We start from the raw sequence: 26628 nt of genomic DNA on the forward strand, positions 1-26628 counted from the left end.
TCCTTTGGGCATTGAAAATAAAGTGCAAACGCTTCGCGCTTCATTCAGCCCGGTATAATTCGTAGTATATTGTGAGTATTGATGGTTATCAGGTGCTCTTCATGTCTTACTCCATCGGCGAATTTGCCCGGCTCTGCGGGATAAACGCCACCACGCTCCGTGCCTGGCAGCGTCGTTACGGCCTGCTCAAGCCGATGCGAACCGATGGCGGTCATCGGCAGTACAGCGACGAAGATATCCAGCAGGCGCTTAACATTCTCGACTGGGTGAAAAAAGGGGTGCCGGTCAGCCAGGTTAAGCCGCTGCTGGCCCGGCCTGAAACGCGCCGGGCGAACAACTGGCTTGGCCTGCAGGAGAGTATGCTGCAGCGGCTGAATGAGGGGAAAATCGAATCTCTTCGCCAGCTTCTCTACGATGCAGGCCGGGAATATCCGCGCGCGGAACTGGTGACGGAAGTGTTGCGCCCGCTGCGCAGTAAAGTCTCGGCTAACGTACCGGCCATCATGACCCTGCGCGAAATTCTCGACGGCATCATTATCGCCTACACCTCATTTTGCCTTGAAGGGGATAAAAGAGCGCCCGGTGACAACTGCCTGATTACCGGCTGGCATCTGAGTGACCCCTGCGAAATCTGGCTGGAGGCGCTCAGGCGAACCGGCCAGGGACACCGCATCGACGTGCTTCCCGTTCCGCCTGCCGTCCTGGCCCCGGAAATCTTTCCCGATCGAAAATGGCTGCTGGTCACCTCCGGTAAGCTGACGGCGACACGTAAAAAGCAGCTTGAACTCTGGCAGCAGCAGGGTGCCACGCTCGAGGTCATCCCCCTCTAGGCTCGTTTTCCCCTCCACAATATCCTCCCCCAGCGGCCCGCTGAAAACGCGGTGGGCCGAGCAGTGCTATCAAAAAATGAAAATCTCCCGTATCGTCTGTCTGTTTTTAAGTTATTGAAATTTTTTGTTTTTTAAAAATATCACAATCAAAACTTGGACAAATATAAGTATTTGTGCAAGTTTTAAGTATACGATAACGTCAGGTGCTTCACCGCGAGGGTGAAACTCATGGGCACAACGCCAACCGCCATTCATCGCTTTGTTGATTATTACGCCGGGCTGGACAAGCAGCCGCCCTCGGCGCTCGCCGGGCTGTACGCCTCCGATGCCATACTCATCGATCCGTTTGGCGAACATCGCGGGTTGCCTGAGATCCAGCGCTACTTCGCCCACCTGTTGGGCAGCGTGACGTCCTGCCGCTTTGCTATCGATCCCCCGCTATGTGATGAGGCGCGTTTTGCCGTCGGCTGGACAATGCACTGGTCTCACCCGAAGGTCGCCGGTGGAGAAGGGCTGTCCTTGCCTGGCTGTTCGGTGGTTGATCTCAAGAACGACCTGATTATTCGCCAGCGGGACTACTACGATGCCGGAGAAATGCTGTACGAACATCTGCCCCTGCTGGGCTGGGCGGTTCGCAGCGTGAAAAGAAGGGTGCGCCCATGATGACTGTCCTTATTACGGGCGCAAGCTCCGGCATCGGCGCCGGGCTGGCAAAATCCTGGGCCGATGAGGGTCATCGCGTCATTGCCTGTGGCAGAGATGCGGCGCGGCTGGCAACCTTGCAGCTGCACAGCTCAAACATCGCGGTACGCCAGTTCGATATGACCGACCGGGATGCCAGCCGCGAAGCGCTGGCCGGCTGCCGGGCTGATCTGGTTATCCTTTGCGCGGGAACCTGTGAGTATCTGGATCGCGGCCAGGTGGATGCCGCGCTTGTTGAGCGGGTGATGGCGACCAATTTTCTTGGGCCGGTCAACTGCCTGGCCGCGCTTCAGCCTCGGCTTGTTGCCGGCAACCGCGTCGTGCTGGTCAGCTCGATGGCCCACTGGTTGCCATTTCCACGGGCAGAAGCCTATGGCGCTTCGAAAGCCGCGCTGACCTGGTTTGCTAATAGCCTGCGCCTGGACTGGGAGCCGAAAGGGATTGCCGTCACGGTGGTTTCACCGGGCTTTGTGGACACACCGTTAACTCAAAAAAACGATTTTTCCATGCCTGGCCGGGTAAGCGTTGATGCTGCGGTGAGGGCGATTCGCCGTGGCCTGGCTAAAGGCCGCGATGAAATTGCTTTCCCGACCGGATTTGGCCTGATGATGCGCCTGCTGGCGGGGTTACCCGTAGGCCTACAGCGCCTCTTTTTGCGCAGGATGGTTCGCGCATGAACATCGCTATTATCGGCGGCGGTATCGCCGGGCTGACCTGCGCCTGGCGGCTCGCCGGACATCATCAGGTTACCCTCTTTGAGGCGGGCTCCAGCGTGGGAGGCCACACTGCCACCGTGGATGTTGCTACTCCGCAGGGAACCTATGCCATAGACACCGGGTTTATTGTCTATAACGACAGGACTTATCCGCGGTTTATGGGCCTGCTGAGCGAGCTTGGCATCCGTGGGCAAAAAACGCAGATGAGTTTTTCGGTGCATAACCCGCAAAACGGGCTGGAATATAACGGCCACACATTGAGCTCGCTGTTCGCCCAGCGTCGCAACCTGATTAATCCGGCATTTTGGGGACTGCTAAAAGAGATTGTCCGTTTTAACCGACAGGCAAAAGCCGCGCTGGCGGGAGAGATTGATCCCCTGGCGACGTTGCAGGACTTCCTTGCTCAGCAGCAATTCAGCGCCTTTTTTGCACGTCACTACATTTTGCCAATGGGAGCCGCTATCTGGTCCTCTTCGCTGGAAGAGATGCGCCGTTTTCCTCTGGCGCTGTTTCTGCGCTTCTTTGAGCACCATGGCCTGCTGGATATTACTCAGCGTCCCCAGTGGTACGTGGTACCCGGTGGTTCTCGGGAATACATCCGGGCGATGCTGGCACAGCTGGGTGAAAGGCTGACCGTGCATCTCAACTCGCCGGTACAGTGCGTTGTCCGTCATCATGACGGCGTTAACATCCAACTGGAACACTCAAGCCAGGCGTTCGATCAGGTGATTTTTGCCTGCCACTCGGCTCAGGCGCTGGCGATGATTGAGCACCCCACTCAGGCCGAGCGCGAAGTGTTGGGCGGTATTGGCTGGCAGCGTAACGAGGTGGTGTTACACAGCGATCGCCGCTGGCTGCCGGGACGGGAACGCGCCTGGGCAAGCTGGAACTATCGCTTGAGTTCGCAGGAGCGGGCCAGCGCCTGCGTCACTTACAACATGAACATTCTGCAGGGGTTGCCGAAAGAAGCGCCGCTGTTTTGCGTGACGCTTAACCCGGAAACCCCCATCGACCCTCGCTTCGTCTGGCAGCGGTTTGTTTATGAGCACCCGCTCTTTAACCCGCAAAGCTGGCGTGCGCAGGCCCGTCGCGGCGAGATTAACGGCCACCAGCGAAGCTGGTTCTGTGGTGCCTACTGGTACAACGGTTTTCATGAAGATGGCGTGCACAGTGCGCTGGATGTGGTGCAAGGCATTGCGGCCGGAGGAGGGCAATAAGATGAACAGTTGCCTTTATGAGGGGATCTTGCGCCACCGCCGCCTTCAGCCTAAAACGCACCACTTTACCTATCGCGTGTTCATGGCCTGGCTTGATTTAGACGAGCTTGATGCGCTGCCGGGGATTGGCATCCGCCGTAACCGCTTCGCCGCAGCTGCTTTTCACGATGTGGATTACCCGCTGGGCGCACCGCTCAAAGAGAAAGTTCTTGCGCGGGTGAAAGACCTGACGGGGGAGCAGCCTGAAGGGCGAGTCATGCTTCTGACCCAGCTGCGCTACTACGGCTTCCACTTTAATCCGGTCAATTTTTACTACTGCTATGACGGCGATAACACGCTGCGCTGGGTTCTTGCCGAAGTGCGTAATACTCCCTGGAACGAGCGCCATTACTATGCCGTGGATGGACAGACGTCACGTCCGATTGAAAAAGCCTTCCACGTTTCGCCGTTTAACCCGATGGACATGGTGTACCACTGGCGTTTTAACCCCCCCGGCAAAACGCTGCACATGCATATTGAAAATCATCAGGCCTCGAAAGTGTTTGATGCCACGCTGTTGCTGCGCCGTCAGCCCCTGACGCGCAAAAATCTGACGTCCATGCTGCTGCGTTTCCCAGTGATGACGTTAAAAACTGCGGTCGCCATTTACTGGCAGGCGCTGCGGCTGTGGCTCAAACGTGTGCCTGTTTACAATCATCCGGCCAGCAGGAGTGAACGTTCATGACCAATCCCGCCTTCGCGCTTGAACCTGATGTGCCTCGCAGCGTCCGTATCGCACGCTGGCTGCTGTTTCGCTTGTTGAGCGGCATAGATCAAGGGTCTGTCACCGTACGTGAAGGATCGCAGACCTTCCATTTTGGTGATGCAGCCGCCTCACTTAGCGCCGGGGTGCAGGTTATCTCCCCGAGAGTTTACTGGCGAGTGCTCACCGGCGGGAGCCTGGCGGCCGCCGAAGCCTGGATGGACGGTGACTGGGAGACCGAAGAGTTAACCCCGTTACTGCAAATTCTGGCGCTAAACGGGCGTGTTTTAGGGCGGCTGGAAAACGGTTTCCGCCTGCTGGGTAAACCCGTGGAGCGTTTTCGCCACTGGACGCGGCGTAATCACCGGGAGCAGGCTAGGGAAAACATCGCCGCACATTATGATTTGGGCAATACCTTTTATTCGCTATTTCTCGATCAAGAACTGCTCTACTCCAGCGCGCTGTTTGCCTCTGAGGAGCAGGATCTTGCTCAAGCCCAGCGTGCAAAAATGGCGCGCCTGTGTGAACAGCTGACGTTAAAGGCAAGCGATCATCTGCTTGAGATTGGCACCGGCTGGGGGGCGATGGCGGAGTACGCCGCGTCTCACTATGGCTGCCGGGTTACCACCACCACGCTGTCACAGGAGCAATTCGACTGGGCGAAGGCACGCATCGCTCGTGCGGGACTGCAGGACAGAGTCGAAGTGCTGCTTTGTGATTATCGGGATTTGACCGGGCAATATGACAAGCTGGTTTCGATAGAGATGATCGAGGCAGTAGGGCAGCGCTATCTGCCCGCGTTCTTTCGCACCTGCCAGGCACGCCTGCGCCCGGGGGGAAAAATGGCGATACAGGCTATCACCATTCAGGATCAGCGCTACCGGGACTACAGCAAAAGCGTCGACTTTATCCAGCGCTACATCTTTCCCGGCGGTTTCTTACCCAGCGTGACGGTGATGAGTGCCCTGATGACCCGCCACACCGACTTTGTGGTGCGTAATTTGTTTGATATGGGGCCCGATTATGCCCGCACGCTGGCGCACTGGCGGCAGCGTTTTATTCATGCCTGGCAGGAGATTGAGGCGCTGGGGTTTGACGCCCGCTTCCGCCGGATGTGGCTTTATTACTTCGGCTACTGTGAGGCCGGATTCAACGCTCGCACCATCAGCGTGGTGCAGCTGACCGCAGAGCGGGTATGAAACGCTATCTGCAAGTTTTTCTGCTGCTGTGTCTGAGCGCGCTTTCGCCGGCCTCCCACGCTGCCGACTGGCTTAGCTGGCGCAAAGTGGGGGACGCGACCCTGACCTGGGGGCCGTTTACCGTCTATACCTCTCAGCTGCGCACGCCGGATGGGCGCTATCAGGGGCTGAAGAAAGATCAGGCGCTGATCATTACCTATAAGCACGATATCGACCGCCAGGCGCTGGTGGATGCCACCCGCGAGCAGTGGCAGGCGCAGGGTATCCTGGCGAGCGAACCGCGAAGTGAGGCCTGGCTGCGGATGCTGCAAACGCTTTGGCCGGATGTCACCCCAGATGCGCAGCTGGCTTTTGTCCTGACTGACGGGCAGGGCCAGTTCTGGTATCGCGCCTCTGCGGCGCAAAAAAGCTTTACGCCACTAGGGCCGCGACAGACTGCTGATTTCAGTACGCGCTTTCTGGCCATCTGGCTGGGACCCCGAACGCAATACCCTGAGCTGCGCCAGCAGCTGACCGGAGGTGAAAAATGAAACGCATACTGTTACTCACTTTGGGGATGCTGATGCTGTTGGCTGGCTGTAGCACCGAGATTACTGATTATCGTCACCAGCAGCCTACGCTAGACATCTTCCATTATTTCCAGGGCAAAACTGAGGCGTGGGGCATGGTGCAGGATCGCAGCGGGAAACAGCTGCGCCGCTTTCACGTTGAGGTCGACGGCAATGTTGTGGGGGACACCCTGACGCTGAATGAACATTTCCTCTATGACGATGGGGAACAGCAGCAGCGGGTGTGGCGCATCCGCCGCGTCAGCGCGGAACGCTTCGAGGGTACGGCCGGGGATATCGACGGCGTGGCGACGGGCCAGGCCGCAGGGAACGCTTTTAACTGGCGCTACAGCATGAACGTTAAAGCCAACGGCAGCACCTGGCTCCTGCACTTTGACGACTGGATGTACCTCCAGGACGACAAACATATCTTCAATAAAACCGAGATGAAAAAATTCGGGGTTACCGTAGGCACAGTCACGCTTTTCTTCACCCGCAAAGCGTAGTCAGAGAGGATAAAGCTATGAGCACCAAACCTGTGATTGGGATCAGCGGCTGTTTAACCGGTTCGGCCGTGCGGTTTGACGGCGGGCACAAACGTATGGCCTTTGTGATGGAGGGGCTGGCACAAAGTGTGACCTTCAAACCTGTCTGCCCGGAAATGGCGATTGGTCTGCCTGTTCCCCGGCCCGCTCTGCGCCTGGTGAAACTGGGCGAAGGGGAGATCAGAATGCGTTTTAGCCAGGCGCCGCATGACGACGTCACGGAGAAAATGGCCGATTTCGCCACAAACTACGTCTCGGGTCTGGATGGGCTGGCTGGATTTATCGTTTGTGCTAAATCGCCGAGCTGCGGGATGGAACGTGTCAGGCTGTACGACGTGAAGGGCAACCCTGGCCGCAAGGAGGGCGTGGGGAGGTTCACCCAGGCGTTGCTGGAGACATTTCCCTGGCTGCCGGTGGAAGAAGATGGCCGCCTGCACGATCCGATGCTGCGGGAGAACTTTGTGGAGCGCGTTTTCGCGCTGCATGAACTGAACACGCTGCGGGTTAACGGCCTGAGCCGCCGCGCGTTACTCGATTTCCATAGTCGGTACAAACTTCAACTGCTGGCGCACCATCAGGCGGGCTACCGCGAGATTGGGCCTTTCGTCGCCTCGCTGCATCAGTGGGACGACCTGGAGAGCTTCTTTGTGGCCTACCGTGAGAAGCTGATGGCAATCCTTAAAACGCCCGCCTCGCGTAAAAATCACACCAATGTGTTGATGCATATTCAGGGCTATTTTCGTCCAAAGCTGAATACTCGCCAGCGCGGTGAGCTGCGGGATGTGATCCTGCATTATCGCGACGGATTGTTGCCGATCCTGGCGCCTCTGACGCTACTGAAACATTATCTGGCGGAGTACCCGGATCGCTATCTGCTGACGCAGAATTACTTCAACCCTTATCCGGACTATTTAGCGCTGCGGCTCGGGGTAAATTAACCGACCTGAAGAAGGTGGCCGAACCCGTGTTCGGTCTCCGGTTAACGCAGCGGCTGCAGCTCATAAATCCACGCGATGGTGGTGCGGCCATCACGCGTGGTGACCTCGACTTCTACCCGGTCGTACCCGTCTTCAAATTCATCCAGCATCGGCCAGTGTTCATTCAGATTTTGAGAGAGAAACAGGTAGCCGTGAACCTCCGGGCCATTTTCATCCAGCACGATGCCGGGGAAGTCGGCGGCAGCCCCCCAGCCGCGTTCGTAGAAAGTGCCGCGCACATAGCCCGGCAGCCACTCGCCGCCAATGTTTTCCATGATGTGGGCGTTAACGTGACCGGGACGAAGCGTGCCGTAGACAAACAGTGATTCCATTTTTCCTCAACGCGTAAAGCAACGACATCAGGAGTAGAGAAGGGAGTTCAACATACGGCGTATTGGGTCGGCTGGCAACGGGAATTCAAACATAAATGTCTGGGGTGAAACCCTTGATTAATATTATTAATTAAGGAATTAATCTGATGTTGAACTGATTGATTTGTTGAATTGATAGGCTTAGAAAAATTGTCGGATGCGTGTTTAGATGTTTCATTCTTAATTCAAGTAAAAGAATGGTTGTTAATGCTTTAAAGATTGTTTTAATGTTGACCTTTTTTATAATCACCTCTTAATAAAATCGACTTATTTTAAGGTGTGGTATGAAAATATTCGGCCGGCATATAGATTCTGACATATTTAGCCGTGCATCTAACGCTCTGAAAGGATGGGCGGGGGTTCAAAGGGAAATACTTAACGCCATACATAAACATCGATATTATCAGTGCTTCTCTGGTTAGAATGCAAGATACGTCATATAATCGAATTCAGTGGGTTGATGTTGGGTTTATTCTCTCTGTTCCCTCATAAAATATCGTGGGGACTTTTCACGGCGATGTTAGTTTTAAAAACCATGCGGGTTATGAAAATGGCATAATGAAAAATACTTATGCTTTGGCTGAAAGCTATTTTGATGGCATACATAAACCGACCATAAATGATAGAAGAAAAGAGTATTATGCCAGAACGCTGCCGAATCAAACCTATGCTTCAATGATGAACCCAGAATGACTGCTTGATAGGACCAGAGGCCATAATGAAGTCCTCGTTGTAGGAAAGAAAGATGTGAATATTTATGCAGCGACAAAGCATAGCAACCCTGGTTTAAGGTTAACCGCCCCGGTAGAAGTCGTTGGGATATATTGGCAAAGACGTTCAGGTTTAAAAAGAAGTGAGCATGATATGAGGGATGGTAGTCGAGTGGTGGAAATGTTGAAGGCTCTTAACCCAACATTACCAGTGATAGAGCATGAGGTTTTCTGCGATGATTATTCTGATTACTTTGGCCTAAAATAAGCGATCGGCTTAAGGTTTTTTAACGATGCTTAAATTTATAAATCAATCACTTATTATAGGCGCTTGATTTATTTTATTGATGGTTGAACGATTTTTCATGCTCGTTTCTGCACGTAGATCAGGTCAATATCATGATTAAGCTTTATTTTCTATATATTTATTGATATGTTTTTAGAGTGGTGATTGTGAATAAAACATCTTTTATGAGCGAATTGAAAGACATTTATAGTACATCATTGCACCATAATCAGTGGGCTAAAGATTATTTTTTGCTGGATATGCCAAAGAATGAAAGTTTGCATGGCGACATTAATGCTGAAAGGTGTTGGGGGATTTATAACGTCAGTAAAAGAAACCAGCTTGGAATGCTTTTGTTGGGGGAAGAGTCAATGAGAAAGCAAAAGTCATTGGTTCAAAATTTCGGTTTAAACTCTTTTTATGGACATGGAGTGAGTGAACCATGGTTGGGAGGATGGCTTAATAGCAACTCCTGTGCTGATAACTCGATAAGAAAAAGTGGTAGTATTTTGTCTGACAGAATGTGGAATCCCCTAATGAACGATGCATGGCTGTTAGGTGGTATTCATCATTATCAAGATTTTCACTTGGTGTGTGAGGGAATTGGTCATCAACGATTGGTGGATAAAATGAATGAGTTACCTCTACAAACCGCTGTAGGAGCAAGGCAGCTGTTTCGTTTTGGGTGTAATGCACCATCATTTTCAGCGTCAGATCACAATGCTAAGATAATAAGTAATTGGAAAAAATGGTTTGCTGATAATCCCACTGTATTTTATGCCCCTTGGGGGCCGAGGGTTTTCGTTCGTGAAGCAATCGGGTTAATGATTTTTGGTTATAAACCAAAATTTACAGCTCATGAAGTTTTGTTTTATTGCAATGATAAGATGTCAGCAAGAAAGGCGAGTTTCAAAGCATATTTTAACGCCCTGAGTGATGTCGGATACCATGATGGAATTAGTAAAAAAATGAAAGTATTGAACACCCTCCATAACTGGTTATTCCTTTAAATTTTTTGTCCGGTAGGTTATACAGGTTCGAAGCTTAAGCAGTAACTTATCATCGTAAAGCAAAGTGCATTTAATAAAAAACGAAGCTATAGGATGCTCTTCAATTCATTAAGAAAGCAAAAAGCCCGCTTAAGTTTCCTTAAGCGGGCTTCTTAAATATGGCTCCTCTGACTGGACTCGAACCAGTGACATACGGATTAACAGTCCGCCGTTCTACCGACTGAACTACAGAGGAATCGTGTGAACGGGGCGAATATTAGCGTCAGCCATAAAATCTGTCAACAGTAAAAGTAACGCATTAATTCATATGGTTAAATTTACGCCTCGTTGCTGATTTAATGCACCGTATTTCCGGCAGTGCCGGGGGAGTTTTCACGCTCAACCAGGCGCTGGAGTGGATCCTGCCCATAGAACTGGCAAAAACGCTGGTAAAGTGAGGCAAAACGCGGTGTGAAAAGCTGCGGCGCGCTGAAGAAATATTCGGAAAGCACGGCAAAACATTCAGCCGGATCGGTGGCGGCATAGGCGTCGATGCTGGCGGCATTTTCGCCCACCATGTCGATTTCATCCTGAATGCTGTCCATCGCGGCGTGGAGGTCGTGTTCCCAGCCGGCCACATCCCGCAAAGCAATTAACGGTACGCCGCTGGCGCGGTCGCCGTTGCGGCTGTCCAGCTTGTGGGCAACTTCATGAACAATCAGGTTAAAACCGGAGGCGTCGAAGGAGTCCTGCACGTCCAGCCAGTTCAGAACGACTGGGCCCTGCTGCCAGCTTTGCCCGGACTGCACCACCCGCTGGCTATGCACCAGGCCGAAGTCGTCCTGCCATTCGTCATCCACAATAAACGGCGCAGGGTAGAGCAAGATTTCGTGGAAACCGTCCAGCCATTCAATGCCCAGTTCCAGCACCGGCAGGCAGAACAGAAGTGCAATACGGGTGCATTTCAGATCATCCAGCTCAAAACCCTGCAGCGGAACCAGCCGTTTTTGCTGTAAAAAACGGTCCGCAAGGCCAATTAATTTCTGCTGCTCGGTTTCACTGAGTGATGCCAGCACGGGAATGGCTAACGCTTGCTCCCACGGTAACGCGGGGGCGGCGCTTGAATCGGTTGCTTTCCAGGGCCACTTAATCATGTTACTTGCTCGCAAAGTCATCGTTTGAACTGAAACGAAAGAACCCAGACTGTTAAAATGCCGCATAACCTGGCATGATGGCAACCACCAGAACGGAGAGATGCCGGAGCGGCTGAACGGACTAGTCTCGAAAACTAGAGTAGAGGTAACTCTACCGGGGGTTCAAATCCCCCTCTCTCCGCCACTTACTCTGCCTGATTTTACTCTTTCCCCTTCTTCTCTGAAGCGTTATTCATCGCTAATGCTTATGTCTGCTCAGAGACCGACCGACACGTTATCACCTGGCTCGTCTCCTTGGGTAGCGCTTTACAACTATGTCATTAATTTTGTGAGCTAAGTCGTGAGGGACTGGGGGTATTTACTCTTCATGTGTAGAGTCAGGCTGACCTGAACAGCTCCTCCCGCAAGCGCTGCCAGTTTTCCTTCAGCGCGGATGCCGCTAACGGTATTTTCTCCTCCAGCACAGTTATCTCCTCAATGCGGTCGGCTCGGAAGTGGCGAAAGTCGCTTCGGGTTTCACACCAGGCAATCAGCAGGCAGCGCTCAAGGTCATAGCCCAGCACAACCGGCCAGACAATCCTTGCAGACATTTCACCTTTGGCTGCCCGGTAGCGTAGCCGCAGCTTTTTACCTTGCCGAATGGCGGCTCTGATAAGGCGGGTATCCGGCTGCTGCGCTGGCATGATATCCGGCCTGATCGCCACCGCTGAACTTGTGACAGTCCAAGCCAGCCTTTCCGGCAGGGCCGACAGGATTTTCGTCAGCGCATCCCGGGCGTTATTGGCGAGCGTCGCGTCCGGCAGTCTGCTGACAAACTCAGCACCTAACATCAGGGCTTCCAGCTCATCTGGGGTGAACATCAGGGCGGGCATGTCGTAGTCTGCGCTGAGCGTATATCCGCTTCCGGCTTCGCCTTCGACCGGCACCCGCTGCCCGGCCAGGTCGGCGATATCCCGGTAAACCGTGCGTTTCGATACCTCCAGCTCTTCGGCCAGGCGCGCGGCGGTGACCGGGCGGGAGGCGCGCCTGAGGATCTGGATCAGCTGAAATAATCTGTCTGCTCGCCGCATTTTTTAATCCTGTTGCCACCACGCTGGCAGCATGCCTGGGGGATGATACCGTCAGGGCCGCGCCGTTCGCCGCCCATAAGGAGATCATCAATGAAATTTGTGTCTGTCCGTCTGATTACGCAAAACATGCAGCAAATGGTGCCGTTTTATGAACAGGTGACCGGCGCTCGCGCCGACTGGCTGGCCCCGGTTTTCGCCGAAATTATCACGCCGGTGGGGGTTATCGCCATAGGGAGCGCGGAAACCGTCCCGCTCTTTAAAGCGGGCAGTGCGGAGCCTGCCAGCAACCGCTCGGTCATTCTGGAGTTTAGGGTGGAGGATGTGGACGCGGAGTTTGCCCGGTTAAGCGACCACGTTGAGATGGTACATGAACCCAAAGAGATGCCGTGGGGCAACCGCACGATGCAGTTTCGTGACCCGGAGGGCACGCTTATTTCACTCTACACGCCGGTCACTGAGGCGGCGAAAAAGCGGTTTGCGCGCTAAATACAGGCGCGCTTTTTAGCGATCAGGTGCTCATCCACTGGCGCAGGTTTTCCAGCATCGCCATGCACTTTTGCAGCTGCTCTTCGGCAACAAACTCATCGGGCTTGTGCCCCTGGTCCATGCTGCCGGGGCCACAAATCAGTGTGGCAATCCCGGCTTCATCAAAAAGCCCGCCTTCGGTGCCAAATGCCACGGTGCTGAAATCAGCGCTGTCGCACCACTGCGCCAGCCATCGGGCAAATTCTGACTGGGCGTCCGTCAGCAGGCCGGGGTAGTGACTCAAGGGAGTAAACCGGATGGCGCTTGCCGGGGAGATGTTTTGCATGGCGGGCACCAGTTTTTGCTGCGCATAGCCCTGAATGTCGGCGATCGCCGCTGTGGCTTCGACGCCCGGCAGGTAGCGGATTTCAAAATCAAACTGGCATTCCTGCGGCACAATGTTCAGCGCGCTGCCGCCGTGAATGGTGCCAACCTGGAGCGTACTGAACGGGGGATCAAAGCGGGCATCCGTCTTTTGGGTCAGCGCCTCGCGAACTTCTCCCAGTTTGCCGATAAGCCGGGCGGCATATTCAATGGCGTTCACCCCTTCTGGCGCATAGGCAGAATGGCAGGCATGGCCATGCACCTCGCAGCGCATGGCGATTTTCCCTTTGTGCCCGTAAACCGGGCGCATGTCGGTTGGCTCTCCGACAATGCAAAGCGCGGGTTTCTCTTTGGAAGCACGGAGGTGCTCCACCAGGCTGCGCACGCCAAGGCAACCGACCTCTTCATCGTAGGAGAAGGCGAGGTGCAGCGGTATTTTCAGCGGCTGTGAAAGAAACGCCGGGACGGAGGCCAGCACGCAGGCGATGAAGCCCTTCATGTCCGCCGCGCCGCGCCCGTAGTAGCGGCCCTTCCGGTAAGTCATGTCGAAAGGAGGGACGCTCCACTGTTGCCCGTCCACCGGCACCACGTCGGTATGGCCGGACAACATAACTCCGCCGCCGCCTGCCGGGCCAAACACCGCATAAAGATTGGCTTTACGCCCGTCTTCACTGTGAAACAGCGCCGCGCTGATGCCCCATTCGGCAAGGTAATCGCGAATATCCTCGATCAGCGCCAGGTTCGACTCCCTGCTGGTGGTGTCTCGCGCCAGTAACTTCTGCAATAAAGGAATCAGTTGGCTATTCATCGCCTGGCACGCCGTAGCTGGGGGCTTCTCGCGGATCGAGCGCACGGATCAGGTAATCCTGCATTTGCGGTTTATAGGCCAGCCAGAGCGAATGCAGCGCGGCAATCGGGTTATCGTCCGCCCAGTCCACGCGCAGGTCGGCAACCGGCCAGGCTACGGTGTCCACCACTTTTAACGCCGCCGAGTGTACCGGCCCGGCTTCACCGCCTTTTTCCAGCGCCGCTTCAAGGGCGGCCATCAGCCTGTCAGCCAACGGGCCGGGGCATTGTTCGAAGCGTTCGATCATGGCGTTAATTACTGACTTATCGGCCAGCATATTGCCCGCCGCCACGCAGTTGTCCCCCTCCACGGCGTGGTAAATGCCCAGTGAATTAACGCCACTGTGGCAGGCGGTTTTGCCGTTGCTGTCGATGACCGTCACCTGCCGGTAGTCGCCGTGTAGATGTTCACTGGCGACCAGCCTTAGCGCCTCCTGCGGCGTGGCACCTTCGCCCAGCTTCGACAGCACCATCGGGCCCAGCGCGGGCAGGGTAATATTCTGGCTCGACACCGCGCCGACGCCCGGCACCAGCCACGGGCAGCGAGCGCCGACCGCGATGCTGGACGAGCTAATGGCGATGCCAAGCTGGCCGGTATCCCGGCAGCGTGCGGCGATGGAAAAGGTCATTTTTCCCCCTGAGTGTCGTCCGGTATCACCGCGATAACGTCGATTTCCATCAGCCACTGCGGCTGGCCGAGGGCGGAAACCACCAATCCGGTAGAAATGGGAAAGACGCCTCTCAGCCATTTGCCGACTTCCTGATACACCGGCTCGCGGTAGCGCGGGTCGATAATATAAGTTGTGGTTTTTACGATATGGGAAAGGTCGCTCCCGGCTTCTTCCAGCAACTGTTTAACGTTTTTCATCGCCTGCTCAGCCTGCGCCTGCGGGTCGCCCAGCCCAATCAAATTCCCTTCAAAATCCGTCCCGACCTGCCCGCGGACATAGACGGTGTTTCCGGCGCGCACCGCCTGGCAGAGATCGTTGTTCAGCGACTGGTTAGGGTAAGTCTCTTTGGTGTTAAACATGCGAATACGGGTATGCGTGGGCATCGGTTAATTCCTTGTTGGCAAAAAGGTTAGCGCTGGGAAGCGTCGAGATAACGGCTGTACTTGCGCTGGGTTTCAATGTGGTCGGCGACGTATTTCGCGTCATGCCACACGCCCCAGATAAACGTCGAGCCCCGGCGGGAAAGCCACGGCAGGCCGAGAAAATAGACGCCCGGCTCGCTGGAAACGCCGCGCTGGTGGCGGGGTTTGCCCTGAGCATCAAAAGCATCCACGTTGAGCCAGCCGTAGTCCGGGGCGTATCCGGTTGCCCAGATAATCGACGTGATGCCCGCTTCGGCAAGGTTCAATTCCAGCGTGGGCTGGGTGACGCACAGCGGGTCGGCCGGGAAGACACGGGCCTGCGGCTCTTCGGGCAGATCTATCCCATTACGGGCAATCCACGCATCGGCGGCGTCCAGCAGGGCCAGGTAGCTTTCGTCGCCCTGGCGGATGTTGTGCGCCAGGTTATCTTCAAAAAAGACTTTCCCTCCGGCAAACCGCTGGGTCAGGCCGACGAGGTGAATGCCCTGGTGCGCGAGGGCCCGGAAATCAACGGTGTGGCCGCCGCGTGCGCCGCTCACTGCAATGGTGACGTGTTCTTTGCCGGGTTGATTGGCCGCCGCATCCCATAGCCCAAGCACCCCCAGCCACCAGCAGAAGTCTCGGTTACGGTAGGCGCGGGGAGGGCGGTCGTGGGCACCCACGGACAGGTAAACCTGCTTGCCCGCACGCTGTAGCTCATCGGCGATTTGTACTCCGGAGGAGCCTGCCCCCACCACAAGCACCGCGCCAGCCGGTAGCTGAGCCGGGTTTTTGTAGGCGGCGGAATGAATCTGATGCAGCCTGTCATCTGCCGGGGCAATAGCCGGGACGACGGGGCGCTGGAAAGGCCCGGTGGCAGCCACGATATGCTTTGCTTCGACAATACCGTCGCTGGTTTCCACCGTGAAACCCGGCCTGCCGTGATGGCGCGTCACGCTTTTCACTTCTACGCCGGTTTTTACCGGCGCTTCAAATTTCCGGGCGTAGTTTTGGAAGTAGTTCGCCACCTCGTCTTTGGGGATAAAACTGTCCGGGTCGGCGGCGTCAAATTCAAGGCCAGGAAAGCGGTCGTGCCAGGCCGGACCGTTGGCGACCAGCGAATCCCAGCGGCCGCTGCGCCAGGCTTCGGCAATGCGATTTTTCTCCAGCACCAGATGGGGAATGCCGAGGTGCGTCAGGTGCTCGCTCATGGCGATCCCGGCCTGGCCGGCACCAATCACAAGGGTATCTGTCAGTGTTTTTATTTCGGTCATGTCTGTTTCCTTGGTGCTCGGGAAATAAGGTTCAGCGCAGCTTCGCGATGGCACAAGGTTATTAAGCGGCAGACATTCCGTAAAATATTATAAATCTAGGGATAAGGTATAAATAAAGTATCCTCCAGCTATGGGCTATGAATTTCCTGTATTTTAATACGGTGAAACACCACTTTTTAATTTTCGCCCAGGGTTTTCGGCATCAGCTCAAAGGTGCGGCAGTAATCCATAAATAAGCGCGTCGGCCGGGTCGGCTCGTTATTGCGTAAATAAGCCATCACCAGCGTAGAGGCCGCCATATCATCAATGATTTCCACCTGCTTAACGCGCTGGCCGTCATAGGTTATGTCGGTGCAGGGGCGGGTGACCAGCACCGAAAATCCCATGCCCTGGCCGACCATGCAGCGCACCATTTCAATCGACGGCGAACTGTAGGCCACCTCCGGGTGCAGGCCTTTGTCGGTGAAAATGTTCATGAAGTAGCTTTTGCTGGGAATAACGTCCAGCAGGATCATCGGTTCACGGCTGAGTTCTTTGAGCGTGACGGTGGTTTTTTTCGCCAGCGGATGAGCCGCAGGCAGCAGAGCGTAAGGCTTCTGCGGGGCGTTCAGTTTTTCGGTATGCAGCGTGCTCTCTAACTCCAGGTTGTACATAAAGGCGAGGTCGAAGCGCCCGCGGTGCAGCCCGTGGGTCAGCTCATTTTGCTCCCCGTCGTACAGTCGGATGGTTATGTCAGGATAAAGCTTGCGAAACCCGGCGATGAGCCTCGGCAGATAAAGCGGGGCCGCGGACTCGAAGCAGCCGATGGCGATGGTGCCGGAAACCAGGTCGTTATCCGCTTTGGCATTTTGCTCAAACTGGTATGAAAGCCGCAGCAGCTCGCGAGCTTTTTCATAAAACCGCAGCCCACCGGGCGTGAGCGAAACGCCCTGCGCGTGGTGGCGAATAAAAAACTGCTGCTCAAAAGTGTCTTCCAGGTTTTTGATGGCAATGGAAACGGAAGGCTGGGCGATATGCAGCTGCCTTGAGGCTTCAGCGATGCTCTGCGCCTCCACGACGGTGACAAAGTACTTGAGCTGCTTGAGCGTGAAATGTGTCATGGCGCTAACCCCGCTTTTTTATTGTCAATGCAGCCTTGAAGAGAGTTTCAGGCTATGCAGTCAGTTTGCAGCAAGGCTCATGCCAGGTGTCACAGTGGTGGACACAAACGGTAAAATTATGCCCTGAAAAAATATTTTCATTTTTATTGGCCACGAATTATCCCCAAAAAGTGGCAGACGAAAAATAATCCGCACCTTTTTGGTGCGGGTGAATATTTTGAGCCGCTATTATCTGCCTGAAATATGTCTTTATTGGCTTTTCTTCGGCGAATTAATATCTTGCGCTGCGCTGGTGCAAAAAAATAACCATTGCATTAAAACAATTTTTTATAGAGGTAAGGCATATTTTTCGTCCTTTATCCCGACGCGCTTCTCCTGCAGCATGGCCCCATCGCAAACGCTCATCGAGTGATTATCGTCCTGGCGAATATATTGCAAGGCATTCCCCGGCGCGAAAATCATCCGTTGTTTCAGGTGCCGCCGTTTGGGCATCCATAAAAATGATTAACCACCTGCACTGGAGTCATCGCATGTTTACATCCTCACACAGCAAGGCGTTATTTTCCTGCATGGCGGCGGCGCTGCCTTTACTGCTCAGCGGCGGGGCTCAGGCGGTCGTGATGACCCCCGGCCAGCTTACGGTGGGGAGCGATATTACCTTCCCGCCTTACGAATACCTCGACGGCAAAACCCCGGCGGGCTTCGATATTGAATTTATCAACGGCGTGGCCGAAGCGATGAAGCTGCAGCCCAATTATGTGGATACCCGCTTCACCAGCCTGATCCCCGGCCTGCAGGCGAAACGCTTCGAGCTGATTGCTTCCGCGCTGTTTATCACCCCGGAGCGCCAGAAGGTGATCGACATGGTGCCTTACCTGAAAACCGGCGAGTCGCTGCTGACGCTGAGCAATGCCAGCTTCAAGCCAACCAAGCCGGAAGAGCTTTGCGGGCATAAAGTCGGGTCGATGCAGGGCACTTACTGGCTGGAAAAACTGCACACGCTGTCGGCGGATTACTGCGTGAAGCAGGGGCTGAAGCCGATTACGGTCAGCGAATTCTCAACCGACCCGCAGACAACCCAGGCGCTGCTTTCCCACGCGGTTGAAGTGCAGATGACCGATGCCGCCGTGGCAAGTCAGGTGGTGGACAAAATGAAAGGGCGGCTGGCGGTGACCTCGACCGACCTGCTGTACCCGGTGCTGGTGGGGCTTGGGGTGAGTAAAACCAACCCGGAGCTGAAAAAAGCGCTGAACGACGGCATTGCGGCCTTTAAAGCGAGCGGCAAGTACTCGGCATTAGTGAAAAAGTATCACCTGGCGGAGCCGTCCGAAGCCGAAATTCAGGCCAGCAGTTTGTAATCATTACCGCCCGGGAGTACAGATATGTCGTTTGACTGGAACTATTTATTCAGCCTGTTTAGCAATGCCGATTTTTGGCAGGCAACCTGGACCGTGATTAAGCTGAGCCTGCTGAGCTGGGTAATCAGCATTGGCTTTGGCTTTCTTCTGGCGCTGGGCAAACAGGCGGCGTCTCCCTGGCTCTCTTTACCGGCGCGGGCCTATATCTGGCTGTTCCGCAGCCTGCCGTTGCTGGTGCTGCTGATTTTTGTCTATAACCTGCCTCAGGCGCTGCCCGGCAGCTCGGCCTTGTTAAGCGACCCGTTCTGGGCCGGGCTTATCGCGCTGGTGCTGAGTGAAACGGCCTATATTGCCGAGATTCACCGTGGTGGCCTGCTGGCTATCCCTCGCGGGCAGCGTGAGGCCGCCCATGCCCTGGGGCTGCGCTACGCCGGCATTCAGTGGCTGGTCATTGTGCCGCAGGCGCTGCGGGTGGCGCTGCCGTCGCTGGCGAACGAATACATCTCCATTGTGAAACTTAGCTCGCTGGTTTCGGTGATTTCACTGACCGAGATCCTGATGGTTGGGCAGCGGCTTTACTCGCAAAACTTCCTGGTGATGGAGACCATGGCGGCGGTGGCTTTCTATTATGTGTTTATCGTGACCGTTTTTGATTTCCTGCTGAAGCTGCTGGAAAAACGACTGGATGTTACCCAGCGCAAAACCGCACGCCTGCCGGAAGCCGAACTGGAAGCGATGGCGGCACAGGAAAGCGGGCTGGTTGCTCGCCCGGCTCTGGCAGTGAATGTTCCCGCGCTGCAGGCCCGCAAGCTGCACAAGGCCTACAACAACGTGGAGGTGCTTGGCGCGGTGAACCTGGACATCAAGCCCGGTGAAGTGGTGTCCGTTATTGGCCCGTCTGGCTCCGGCAAAACCACGCTGATTCGTCTGCTGAACGGCCTCGAGCAGTTGGATAACGGCGAGATCCTGATCAACGGCCAGCCGTTTATTCGCCTGGAAAAACACGGGGCCCAGAAGCCGCAGTATGTGGAAAACGCCGCGCACCGGCTGAACATCGGCATGGTGTTTCAGGGCTTTAACCTGTTCCCGCACTTAACGGTGATGAAAAACCTGATGCTGGCCCCGCACTACCATCGCCTGGCGACGGATGCAGAGCTGAAGCGCGAGGCCTGCGTGTTGCTGCGCAAAGTCGGCATGCTCGAGCACGCCCACAAATACCCGCACCAGCTTTCCGGCGGGCAGCAACAAAGGGTGGCGATTGCCCGGGCTTTAATGATGCGTCCGCAAATCATGCTGTTCGATGAGCCTACCTCGGCGTTGGATCCTGAAAAGGTGAATGAGGTGCTGCAGGTGATTGAGAACCTGGCGGAGGAGGGCATCACGATGGTGATTGTCACCCACGAGATGAACTTCGCGTTCAGCGTGTCGGACAGAATTGTGTTTATGGAAAAAGGGCGAGTTGTTTGCGATGACTCTCCTCAGGCGCTGCGTAGCGGAGAGAACCCACGTATTACCGAATTCCTGAAAGACGTAAACCTGGCCCCTGTCACGGCCTAAAAAAAACGGGCTGCGGTAACATTATCCTGCCGCAGCCCGGGTGGATTAAATCTCTATTACCTTCACGCCGGAACTGCGCGCCATTCGTATACACTCCGCCGTATCGTCTCCTCCAGGAAAGGCCAGCAGTACGTCGGGGCGGCTGTCCTCCAGCATAAACAGATTGCGACGGGTTTCCGCGTATTTACCGTGCAGCGCCCAGTTGGCCGGGTAGCGAATGACGTGCATGTCGGTGCCGCGTGCCCAGGTTTCAATGGCGCCGCCAAGCGACTGATGTCCCCCGTGGATCAGCACATTCATTGTCTGCGTGCTGGCATATAAATCCAGCACGCGGGTGAGGGTATGGGTGTCGGCATAAAACCGACCTGCGCAAATTAAAACTCTCACTTTTCTGTACCTTAACGTTGCTTTCCTTGAAAAGATGCTTCGTCCACCTTGCGGCGGTTATTGTTTTTTAAGCGTCCGGCGGCGTTTCGATAAAGCGCAGTGACTTATCGCCCAGACGGTCAATCACCGGGTAGGCCACGGCCGCGATGTGGTGATGTACGCGGCGGTAGTCCCGCAGCACTCGCTGGAAAATGTCGCCGGATTCCGCCCAGGCATTTTTGTCCTCTCGCAGTTTTTTGAAGTGCTCGCGGCTGGCGGAAGCCTCGAGCTGACGAATAGTTTCCTTGCGCTGTACCAGCTGATGGGCAGCGGATAAATCTTCACGCATAAACGCGGCGATGCCGAGGCGCAGGCTGGTGAGGATCTCCGCGTGCAGCAGGCGAATATTGTGTAATTCAAAGTCGCTGAACAGTTCGCCACGGCGCGCGCGGCGCGTAGCTAACTGGGTCAGGTTGCTGGAAAGAATGTCCCCAGCATGCTCGAAGTTGATGATGAACATCAGGATCTCTTGGGCGCGATCGGCATCCGCGTCATTCAGCCCGTCATGGCTGATATCGGCCAGGTAAGCACGCACCGCCGCGCTGAGCAGATCCACCGACTGATCAAGTTGGCGAATCTCATCGGCGGCCTGCTTTTCCTGGGTGACAAACAGCACCAGCAGGCGGTCCAGCATGATGGTCAGCATATCGGCTGCGCGCAGCGATTCACGGACTGAGTTAGACAGGCCGATGTAAGCCACTTCGAGGCCGGCATCGTCCAGATACATCGGCATCCCAGGGTCGCCCACGCGCTCTTCTTCCGGGAACAAACGCTCCAGGAAACGAGCCATCGGCGCGGTCAGACCGATAAACAACAGCGCGAGCACGGCGCTAAAGGCCGTGTGGAACCACACCACCAGCTGCGGCGTGCTCAGCCCGGACTTCTGCGCGAGATCCGTCAGCAGCGGGAGCATTAAGAGCGCCAGCGCGCAGCCGACCAGGCGAACAATCAGGTTGCCAACCGGCAGGCGACGAGCCACGGCGGAGCCCGCGTTCAGCACCGGCGGCAACGCCCCACCAATATTGGCTCCCATCACCAGGATCAGCGCTGTTTCTGGCCCCATCGCGCCGGTGGCCGCGAGGGAAGCGATCAGCAAAATGATCGCCACGCTGGAGTGGCACAGCAGCGTCAGGATCGCGGCCACCAGCAGGGCGATTAAGATATCACCCTGCAGCCCCTGCATCACGGCGTGAAACACCGGCGTGACTTCGATTTCTGCCAGCGTGCCGCTCAGTAAATGCAGGGCAAGCAGCATCAGGCCGAGGCCAATCAGGGCGCAGCCCACGCTCTCAAAGTTGGAATGGTCGCGCAGCTTGAAGACCACAAATCCGGCCAGCAGCAGCAGCGGGATGGCCATTTCCATATTGAAGCTCATCAGCTGTACCACCAGCGTGGAGCCGATATTCGCGCCGAGCATCACCGCCAGGGCTGGGGCAAGGCTCAGCGTCCCGGCGGCGGTGAATGACGTCGCCATCATGCTTACCGCGGTGCTGCTTTGCAGAACGCCGGTAATGCCGATCCCGGCGAGCAGGGCCGTCCAGCGGCTGGTGAGGTGGCGTCCCATCCAGTTGCGCAGTGGCGTGCCGAAGCCGCGCTGCAGCGCAGTTGAAATCATATGGCTGCCCCAGAGCAGCAAAGCGATGGCGCCAGCCAGGTTAATTAACAGAGTAGTTCCGGACATAATCAATTCCCCCTCTTCAGGGCGGGTGGTGTAACAAAACGCAGTAACCTGATCGAAAAACGATGTATGGCGCTGGCGAGGTTCAGTAACGCTTTCGCGTGTCGATAATTGATTTTCCCTCCGGCGAACCAGGCCAGGGCGTGGACGCGAAGGGTGCGGGTTATTTTCATTAAAAATAAGACAACCAGTGCGATGGTCTTATTTTTAATCAGGAAAATAATGGAATGTTGCTTTTCCATAATGCTTTCCAGCTTGTGTTACTTGCCTGAAAGGTGCCGCCGAAGCGGCACTTTTTTTACCTTACTTAACGCAGCGTTAGTGCCACTGCTTGAAGCGACGCATGTAGAACGTTTTCATGCCCTGAGCCACGCAGCAATAGGCGAGCAGGGTAGCCACCAGCCACGGGAAGTACTGCCACGGCAGCGCCTGCAGCCCAACCAACGGCCCGAGCGGAGAGAACGGTACGTAAATCCCAATCGCCATAATCAGCCCGGTCATCATGAGTACCGGCCAGGCGGCGGTGCTCTGAATGAACGGAATTTTCTGGGTACGCAGCATGTGCACCACCAGCGTCTGCGACAGCAGGCCTTCAACGAACCAGCCGGACTGGAACAGGGTCTGCATGTGCTCGCTGTTGGCGCTGAACACAAACCACATCAGCGCGAAGGTGGTCATGTCAAAAATGGACGACGTCGGGCCAATCCAGACCATGAAGCGGCCAATGTTTTTGGCATCCCACTTGCGCGGCTTGCTCAGGAACTCTTTGTCCGTTTTGTCCCACGGCAGCGCGAGCTGGGAAATGTCGTACATCAGGTTTTGCAGCAGCAGCTGGATCGCAAGCATCGGCAGGAACGGGATGAATGCGCTGGCGACCAGCACCGAGAACACGTTGCCGAAGTTGGAGCTGGCGGTCATGTTCAGGTACTTCATGATGTTGCCAAAAGTCTCGCGGCCTTTGATCACGCCTTCTTCCAGCACCATCAGGCTCTTTTCCAGCAGGATGATGTCGGCGGATTCCTTGGCAATATCGGTGCCGCTGTCGACCGAGATACCGACGTCGGCATCGCGCAGGGCAGGGGCGTCGTTAATCCCGTCGCCCAGGAAGCCCACGGTATGGCCGTTGGCCTGCAGCGCCTTCAGCACGCGAGACTTCTGCAGCGGCGTCAGCTTGGCAAACACGGTGCGCTCTTCTACCAGCTGCTGGAGGGAGGTGTCGCTCAGTTGCTCAATCTGCGGGCCGAGTACCGGCTCACCCGGCTCCAGCCCGACCTGGCGGCAGATGCGGGTGGTGACGATGGCGTTATCGCCGGTCAGCACTTTCACCGCTACGCCAATGTCCATCAGAGCAGCAATTGCCGGGCCTGCACTCTCTTTCGGTGGATCGAGGAAGGTGAGGAAACCGCGGATAATCAGGTCGTGCTCATCGTCGGTGCCGTACTGTTTTTTCGCCTCGGCTTTAGGAATATCGCGAGTGGCCACTACCAGGACGCGGAAACCGTCTTTGTTATAGTCATTGGTCATTGCCAGCATGGCGTCACGACGCTGATTATCCAGCGCGACTACCTTGCCGTTCTCTTCCATGTGGGTGGCAATGCTCAGCATCTCTTCCACGGCGCCTTTGCACACCAGCAGGTGATTGCTCTGGCTGTCCTTCACCACAATCGACAGGCGGCGGCGGACGAAATCAAACGGCATCTCGTCGACTTTGCTGTAGCCCTGCGGTTTGACGAAGTTTGGCTCATTGTCAGAGAAGTAAATGACTGCCTGATCCATCAGGTTTTTGATGCCGCTTTGGTGGTAGCTGTTCAGCCAGGCCAGCCCCAGCACGGACTCGTTTTTCTGGCCGTTGGTGCCCACGTGATGCTCGAGGATGATCTTATCCTGAGTCAGCGTCCCGGTTTTGTCGGTGCACAGCACGTCCATTGCGCCCAGGTTCTGGATAGCGTTCAGGCGCTTAACCACCACTTTACGCTTCGCCATCGCCACCGCGCCTTTGGCGAGGTTGGCGCTGACGATCATCGGCAGCATTTCAGGCGTTAACCCTACGGCTACCGCCAGGGCAAACAGCAGGGCATCCCACCATTCGCCTTTCAGCAGGCCGTTAATCAGAAACACCACCGGCACCATCACCAGCATAAAGCGGATCAGCAGCCAGCTGACGCTGTTCACGCCGCGGTCGAAGGCCGTTTGCGCGCGGCTGCCGACAATCGCTTTAGCCAGTGAGCCAAAGTAAGTGCGTGGCCCGGTGGCAACCACCACAGCCTGCGCGGTACCGCTGACCACGTTGGTGCCCATAAAGCAGATGTTAGGGATATCCAGCAGGTTTTCGCTGTCGATCGCCTTATCGTGCGCGGACTTTTGCGCCACGTCGCCCAGGGTGTCGTATTTCTCAATCGGCAGCGCTTCACCGGTCAGCACGGCCTGGCTGATAAACAGATCCCGGGACTCAATGAGGCGCACGTCTGCCGGGATCATGTCCCCCGCATAGAGCTGCACGATATCGCCCACGACCAGTTCACGCATCGGGATTTCACGCGGGGTTCCTTTTTGCCCTGCGTGTTCACGACGCACAACCGTGGCGGTGGTGCGAACCATCGCTTTTAGCGCCTCGGCAGACTTCGCCGAGCGGTGCTCCTGCCAGAAACGCACCAGGCCGCTGAGCGCCACCATGGTGCCGATGATAATCACCGTCGTCAGGTCGCCGTCTTCGCCGTGGCTGGTGGGCAGCCAGTAATCGGTAAAGAAGCTGATCCCGGCGAGAATGCCGAGCACGTAGATAAATGGGTTATTAAATGCCATCAGCAGCTGAACCAGCGCGTGAGGCGGCTTGTCATGGGCAACTTCGTTCAGGCCATCCCGCTCCAGCCGGGCGCTGGCGTGGGCTTCCTGCAGCCCTTCCCGGGTGGTGTTCAGGTTGACCAGGGTTTCTGCGATGCCGTTTTTGGCTTCCTGGGCGGCACGCATAGACAGCGTGCTTTTTTTATTACGGTTCTTGGTTTGTACAGTCATGGTGGTGCTCCTGTCGCCGGACGGCAGCAGACTCTTTAAGGTAAACGCCAGATTAAGGGCGGCCAAAAATAGCCCGATGCCGCATGAGCGATCGGTTTTAAATTAATTTCGCACAGGATTTCTCACTATTTATTTATTAAAAATAAACAGGTAAGAAATTTATATTTTCTTTTCTCGGGACGTGTTTATTCCTGCTGAGAAATATGCCAGAAGGCATCAGCGAATAAACAGGTACCAGCAGTGACGTAACTCAGCGAGGCGCACGGAAGCGGGCTGCGACATAGCGCGCAGACGAACCTACGGCGTAACGGCTGAATCAGGCTACGAAGGGTCGACTTTGTGGGTCTTCGCCATCAGAGAAGCTGCAACGACGCTCCAGCTGGCCGGTGACAGGACTGACACGCCAGTTAGTGATGCGTTGATTCAACTCACTGATTTTCGAAGAGAAAATTGAGTTTGACTGTTTTTTGCGTGCGGACAACACCCGATCGCGGAGCGGCCGGACACGCAGTGTTGATGTCATTGTTTTGACACCAGGAAAAAGGGTAGATTTGAAGTTCATAACACACCTCGGGACCGTGAAAACCCTGGTCGAGGTGGGACAACACGAGAGCATCAGGCTCCGGCGAGACACACCAAAACGAAGAAGTGATCACAATCGATTTCATGTTTACTTTCCCGAACCGCCATTAAGGCCATGTTCGGGCAGCTACTAAATTCAGTATCCATTAGTCTCTTATGTCAGGTTAGGAAAGGCCGCAACTTCGGCCCGTGAAATCTACCCATGGGCAGTACTATTGTCAACCCGCGAGTGGAAATTAAATGTGTTCGTTTATATTTCAGTGAGGGAATATTGAGGGAAGAGAATAAAGGGTATTTTTGTCTCTCTTGCAAAATCGAGTTTTCCTTCTCCCAGGAAGGGGCACTTCGTCAAAAATACGCACTATGAAGAACCGGCTGGGTTTTGGGGTTCAGTACACGTCATTCCCCTAAGAACTCAGACTCCCGGCGAAATAAATCGGCCGCTGAAGCGGCAAACCTCCGTTTTATCTCCTGGTCCTGACTCGGTCGAGATGCGTTCCCGACGCTCTCAACCTCCAGCCGTTCCCGACGGCCGGAGACTGGCCAGTCGGAGAGGAAACGGAGGTGATTTAAGCCGGTACCGTATCTCGCTGTACGGCTAGTGTTTCCCTCAACCACAATGTCGCTTCTGGTTTTACCCTCCACCTGAAAGGGAGAGAGAATAAACCATGTTTCCGCAGCTAGTTTTCTCCCTCGCCCCTTTGGGGAGAGGGCCGGGGTGAGGGGACGGTTTGTTTCGGTTCTTGCTAGGGACGAGGTGTCACCACTATTAAGTATTTTTCTTAAACCAAATCAAACCCTGCCGACTTTGATTTGAG

27 protein-coding genes and 2 tRNA genes are annotated in these 26628 nt (G+C 55.5%); 16 read left to right on the top strand and 13 right to left on the bottom strand.

Going from position 1 to position 26628, the window contains the following annotated elements; all coding sequences use genetic code 11:
• The first annotated feature begins 101 nt into the window (after positions 1 to 101).
• From F3J28_RS03355 to F3J28_RS03395, 9 genes are all read left to right on the top strand, one after another.
• Positions 102 to 830 (top strand): MerR family transcriptional regulator, encoded by a 729-nt coding sequence (locus tag F3J28_RS03355; protein ID WP_166863039.1) that lies wholly within the window; start codon positions 102 to 104, stop codon positions 828 to 830.
• Between the two features lie 228 nt (positions 831 to 1058).
• Entirely contained in the window at positions 1059 to 1493 is a 435-nt protein-coding gene (locus F3J28_RS03360) for a nuclear transport factor 2 family protein (RefSeq protein WP_166872781.1), read from the top strand.
• Complete coding sequence (locus F3J28_RS03365; protein ID WP_166872784.1) at positions 1490 to 2209, top strand: SDR family NAD(P)-dependent oxidoreductase; 720 nt, start codon at positions 1490 to 1492, stop codon at positions 2207 to 2209. The genes F3J28_RS03360 and F3J28_RS03365 overlap by 4 nt, the downstream gene beginning before the upstream one ends.
• On the top strand, positions 2206 to 3465 hold the full coding sequence (locus F3J28_RS03370) for an NAD(P)/FAD-dependent oxidoreductase (RefSeq protein WP_166872787.1): 1260 nt from the start codon (positions 2206 to 2208) through the stop codon (positions 3463 to 3465). Before F3J28_RS03365 ends, F3J28_RS03370 begins: the two co-directional genes overlap by 4 nt.
• Before the next feature lies 1 nt (position 3466).
• Complete coding sequence (locus F3J28_RS03375) at positions 3467 to 4189, top strand: DUF1365 domain-containing protein (RefSeq protein WP_166872790.1); 723 nt, start codon at positions 3467 to 3469, stop codon at positions 4187 to 4189.
• Positions 4186 to 5406 carry an SAM-dependent methyltransferase gene (locus F3J28_RS03380; RefSeq protein ID WP_166872793.1) on the top strand — a complete coding sequence of 407 codons (1221 nt, stop codon included), beginning with the start codon at positions 4186 to 4188 and terminating at the stop codon, positions 5404 to 5406. Before F3J28_RS03375 ends, F3J28_RS03380 begins: the two co-directional genes overlap by 4 nt.
• Complete coding sequence (locus tag F3J28_RS03385; protein WP_166872796.1) at positions 5403 to 5936, top strand: hypothetical protein; 534 nt, start codon at positions 5403 to 5405, stop codon at positions 5934 to 5936. The genes F3J28_RS03380 and F3J28_RS03385 overlap by 4 nt, the downstream gene beginning before the upstream one ends.
• A complete protein-coding gene (locus F3J28_RS03390; RefSeq protein WP_166872799.1) occupies positions 5933 to 6460 on the top strand; it encodes a DUF3833 domain-containing protein in 528 nt (175 codons plus the stop codon). The genes F3J28_RS03385 and F3J28_RS03390 overlap by 4 nt, the downstream gene beginning before the upstream one ends.
• A gap of 17 nt (positions 6461 to 6477) precedes the next feature.
• The gene (locus F3J28_RS03395; protein ID WP_166872801.1) at positions 6478 to 7437 is read left to right on the top strand and encodes a YbgA family protein; all 960 of its coding nucleotides are present in this window, start codon (positions 6478 to 6480) and stop codon (positions 7435 to 7437) included.
• Positions 7438 to 7478: 41 nt separating this feature from the next.
• On the opposite strand, the gene F3J28_RS03400 is transcribed toward F3J28_RS03395, so the two are convergent.
• Complete coding sequence (locus F3J28_RS03400) at positions 7479 to 7808, bottom strand: gamma-glutamylcyclotransferase family protein (RefSeq protein WP_166872804.1); 330 nt, start codon at positions 7806 to 7808, stop codon at positions 7479 to 7481.
• 537 nt (positions 7809 to 8345) lie between these two features.
• On the opposite strand from F3J28_RS03400, the gene F3J28_RS03405 reads away from it, so the two are divergent.
• From F3J28_RS03405 to F3J28_RS03415, 3 genes are all read left to right on the top strand, one after another.
• Complete coding sequence (locus F3J28_RS03405; protein ID WP_166872806.1) at positions 8346 to 8540, top strand: hypothetical protein; 195 nt, start codon at positions 8346 to 8348, stop codon at positions 8538 to 8540.
• 54 nt (positions 8541 to 8594) lie between these two features.
• Complete coding sequence (locus F3J28_RS03410; RefSeq protein ID WP_166872808.1) at positions 8595 to 8825, top strand: hypothetical protein; 231 nt, start codon at positions 8595 to 8597, stop codon at positions 8823 to 8825.
• A gap of 185 nt (positions 8826 to 9010) precedes the next feature.
• Complete coding sequence (locus tag F3J28_RS03415) at positions 9011 to 9853, top strand: hypothetical protein (protein WP_166872810.1); 843 nt, start codon at positions 9011 to 9013, stop codon at positions 9851 to 9853.
• Between the two features lie 159 nt (positions 9854 to 10012).
• Here the strand turns inward: F3J28_RS03415 and F3J28_RS03420 are convergent.
• A tRNA-Asn gene (locus F3J28_RS03420) sits at positions 10013 to 10088 on the bottom strand.
• Between the two features lie 100 nt (positions 10089 to 10188).
• Positions 10189 to 10986 (bottom strand): DgsA anti-repressor MtfA, encoded by a 798-nt coding sequence (gene mtfA, locus F3J28_RS03425; RefSeq protein ID WP_166872812.1) that lies wholly within the window; start codon positions 10984 to 10986, stop codon positions 10189 to 10191.
• A 94-nt stretch (positions 10987 to 11080) separates the two neighbouring features.
• Here mtfA and F3J28_RS03430 point away from each other — a divergent pair.
• Positions 11081 to 11170, top strand: a tRNA-Ser gene (locus F3J28_RS03430).
• Between the two features lie 193 nt (positions 11171 to 11363).
• Here the strand turns inward: F3J28_RS03430 and F3J28_RS03435 are convergent.
• Complete coding sequence (locus F3J28_RS03435; protein WP_166872815.1) at positions 11364 to 12056, bottom strand: helix-turn-helix transcriptional regulator; 693 nt, start codon at positions 12054 to 12056, stop codon at positions 11364 to 11366.
• A gap of 90 nt (positions 12057 to 12146) precedes the next feature.
• Between F3J28_RS03435 and F3J28_RS03440 the strand changes: the two genes are divergently transcribed.
• Complete coding sequence (locus tag F3J28_RS03440; RefSeq protein ID WP_166872818.1) at positions 12147 to 12542, top strand: VOC family protein; 396 nt, start codon at positions 12147 to 12149, stop codon at positions 12540 to 12542.
• Between the two features lie 22 nt (positions 12543 to 12564).
• Here F3J28_RS03440 and argE read toward each other — a convergent pair whose 3' ends face one another.
• The 5 genes from argE to F3J28_RS03465 all read right to left on the bottom strand — a co-directional run bounded on the left by argE (position 12565) and on the right by F3J28_RS03465 (position 17197).
• Complete coding sequence (argE, locus tag F3J28_RS03445) at positions 12565 to 13713, bottom strand: acetylornithine deacetylase (RefSeq protein ID WP_166872821.1); 1149 nt, start codon at positions 13711 to 13713, stop codon at positions 12565 to 12567.
• Positions 13706 to 14380, bottom strand: coding sequence for a DUF1028 domain-containing protein (locus F3J28_RS03450; RefSeq protein ID WP_166872824.1), 675 nt, complete (start codon positions 14378 to 14380; stop codon positions 13706 to 13708). Before F3J28_RS03450 ends, argE begins: the two co-directional genes overlap by 8 nt.
• Positions 14377 to 14805, bottom strand: coding sequence for a RidA family protein (locus F3J28_RS03455; protein WP_045783033.1), 429 nt, complete (start codon positions 14803 to 14805; stop codon positions 14377 to 14379). The genes F3J28_RS03450 and F3J28_RS03455 overlap by 4 nt, the downstream gene beginning before the upstream one ends.
• Positions 14806 to 14831: 26 nt before the next feature.
• Positions 14832 to 16097 (bottom strand): flavin-containing monooxygenase, encoded by a 1266-nt coding sequence (locus tag F3J28_RS03460; RefSeq protein ID WP_166872826.1) that lies wholly within the window; start codon positions 16095 to 16097, stop codon positions 14832 to 14834.
• Between the two features lie 176 nt (positions 16098 to 16273).
• Positions 16274 to 17197, bottom strand: a complete 924-nt coding sequence (locus F3J28_RS03465; RefSeq protein ID WP_166872829.1) for a LysR substrate-binding domain-containing protein — start codon at positions 17195 to 17197, stop codon at positions 16274 to 16276.
• Between the two features lie 530 nt (positions 17198 to 17727).
• Between F3J28_RS03465 and F3J28_RS03470 the strand changes: the two genes are divergently transcribed.
• Entirely contained in the window at positions 17728 to 18555 is an 828-nt protein-coding gene (locus tag F3J28_RS03470; RefSeq protein ID WP_205247068.1) for an ABC transporter substrate-binding protein, read from the top strand.
• 24 nt (positions 18556 to 18579) lie between these two features.
• Entirely contained in the window at positions 18580 to 20112 is a 1533-nt protein-coding gene (locus F3J28_RS03475; RefSeq protein ID WP_166872831.1) for an amino acid ABC transporter permease/ATP-binding protein, read from the top strand.
• Positions 20113 to 20157: 45 nt separating this feature from the next.
• Here the strand turns inward: F3J28_RS03475 and F3J28_RS03480 are convergent, their stop codons facing one another.
• The 4 genes from F3J28_RS03480 to mgtA form a co-directional block, all read right to left on the bottom strand.
• Complete coding sequence (locus F3J28_RS03480) at positions 20158 to 20499, bottom strand: SLOG family protein (RefSeq protein ID WP_166872834.1); 342 nt, start codon at positions 20497 to 20499, stop codon at positions 20158 to 20160.
• A gap of 67 nt (positions 20500 to 20566) precedes the next feature.
• Positions 20567 to 22219: a Na/Pi cotransporter family protein gene (locus F3J28_RS03485; RefSeq protein ID WP_166872837.1), complete on the bottom strand. Its 1653-nt coding sequence runs from the start codon at positions 22217 to 22219 to the stop codon at positions 20567 to 20569.
• Between the two features lie 2 nt (positions 22220 to 22221).
• A complete protein-coding gene (locus F3J28_RS03490; RefSeq protein WP_008458080.1) occupies positions 22222 to 22458 on the bottom strand; it encodes a hypothetical protein in 237 nt (78 codons plus the stop codon).
• A gap of 76 nt (positions 22459 to 22534) precedes the next feature.
• Positions 22535 to 25228 carry a magnesium-translocating P-type ATPase gene (gene mgtA / locus F3J28_RS03495; RefSeq protein ID WP_166872840.1) on the bottom strand — a complete coding sequence of 898 codons (2694 nt, stop codon included), beginning with the start codon at positions 25226 to 25228 and terminating at the stop codon, positions 22535 to 22537.
• Positions 25229 to 26628: the final 1400 nt, after the last annotated feature.

Source organism: Enterobacter sp. Ap-1006 (genome assembly GCF_011752835.1).
Classification (GTDB): domain Bacteria; phylum Pseudomonadota; class Gammaproteobacteria; order Enterobacterales; family Enterobacteriaceae; genus Cedecea.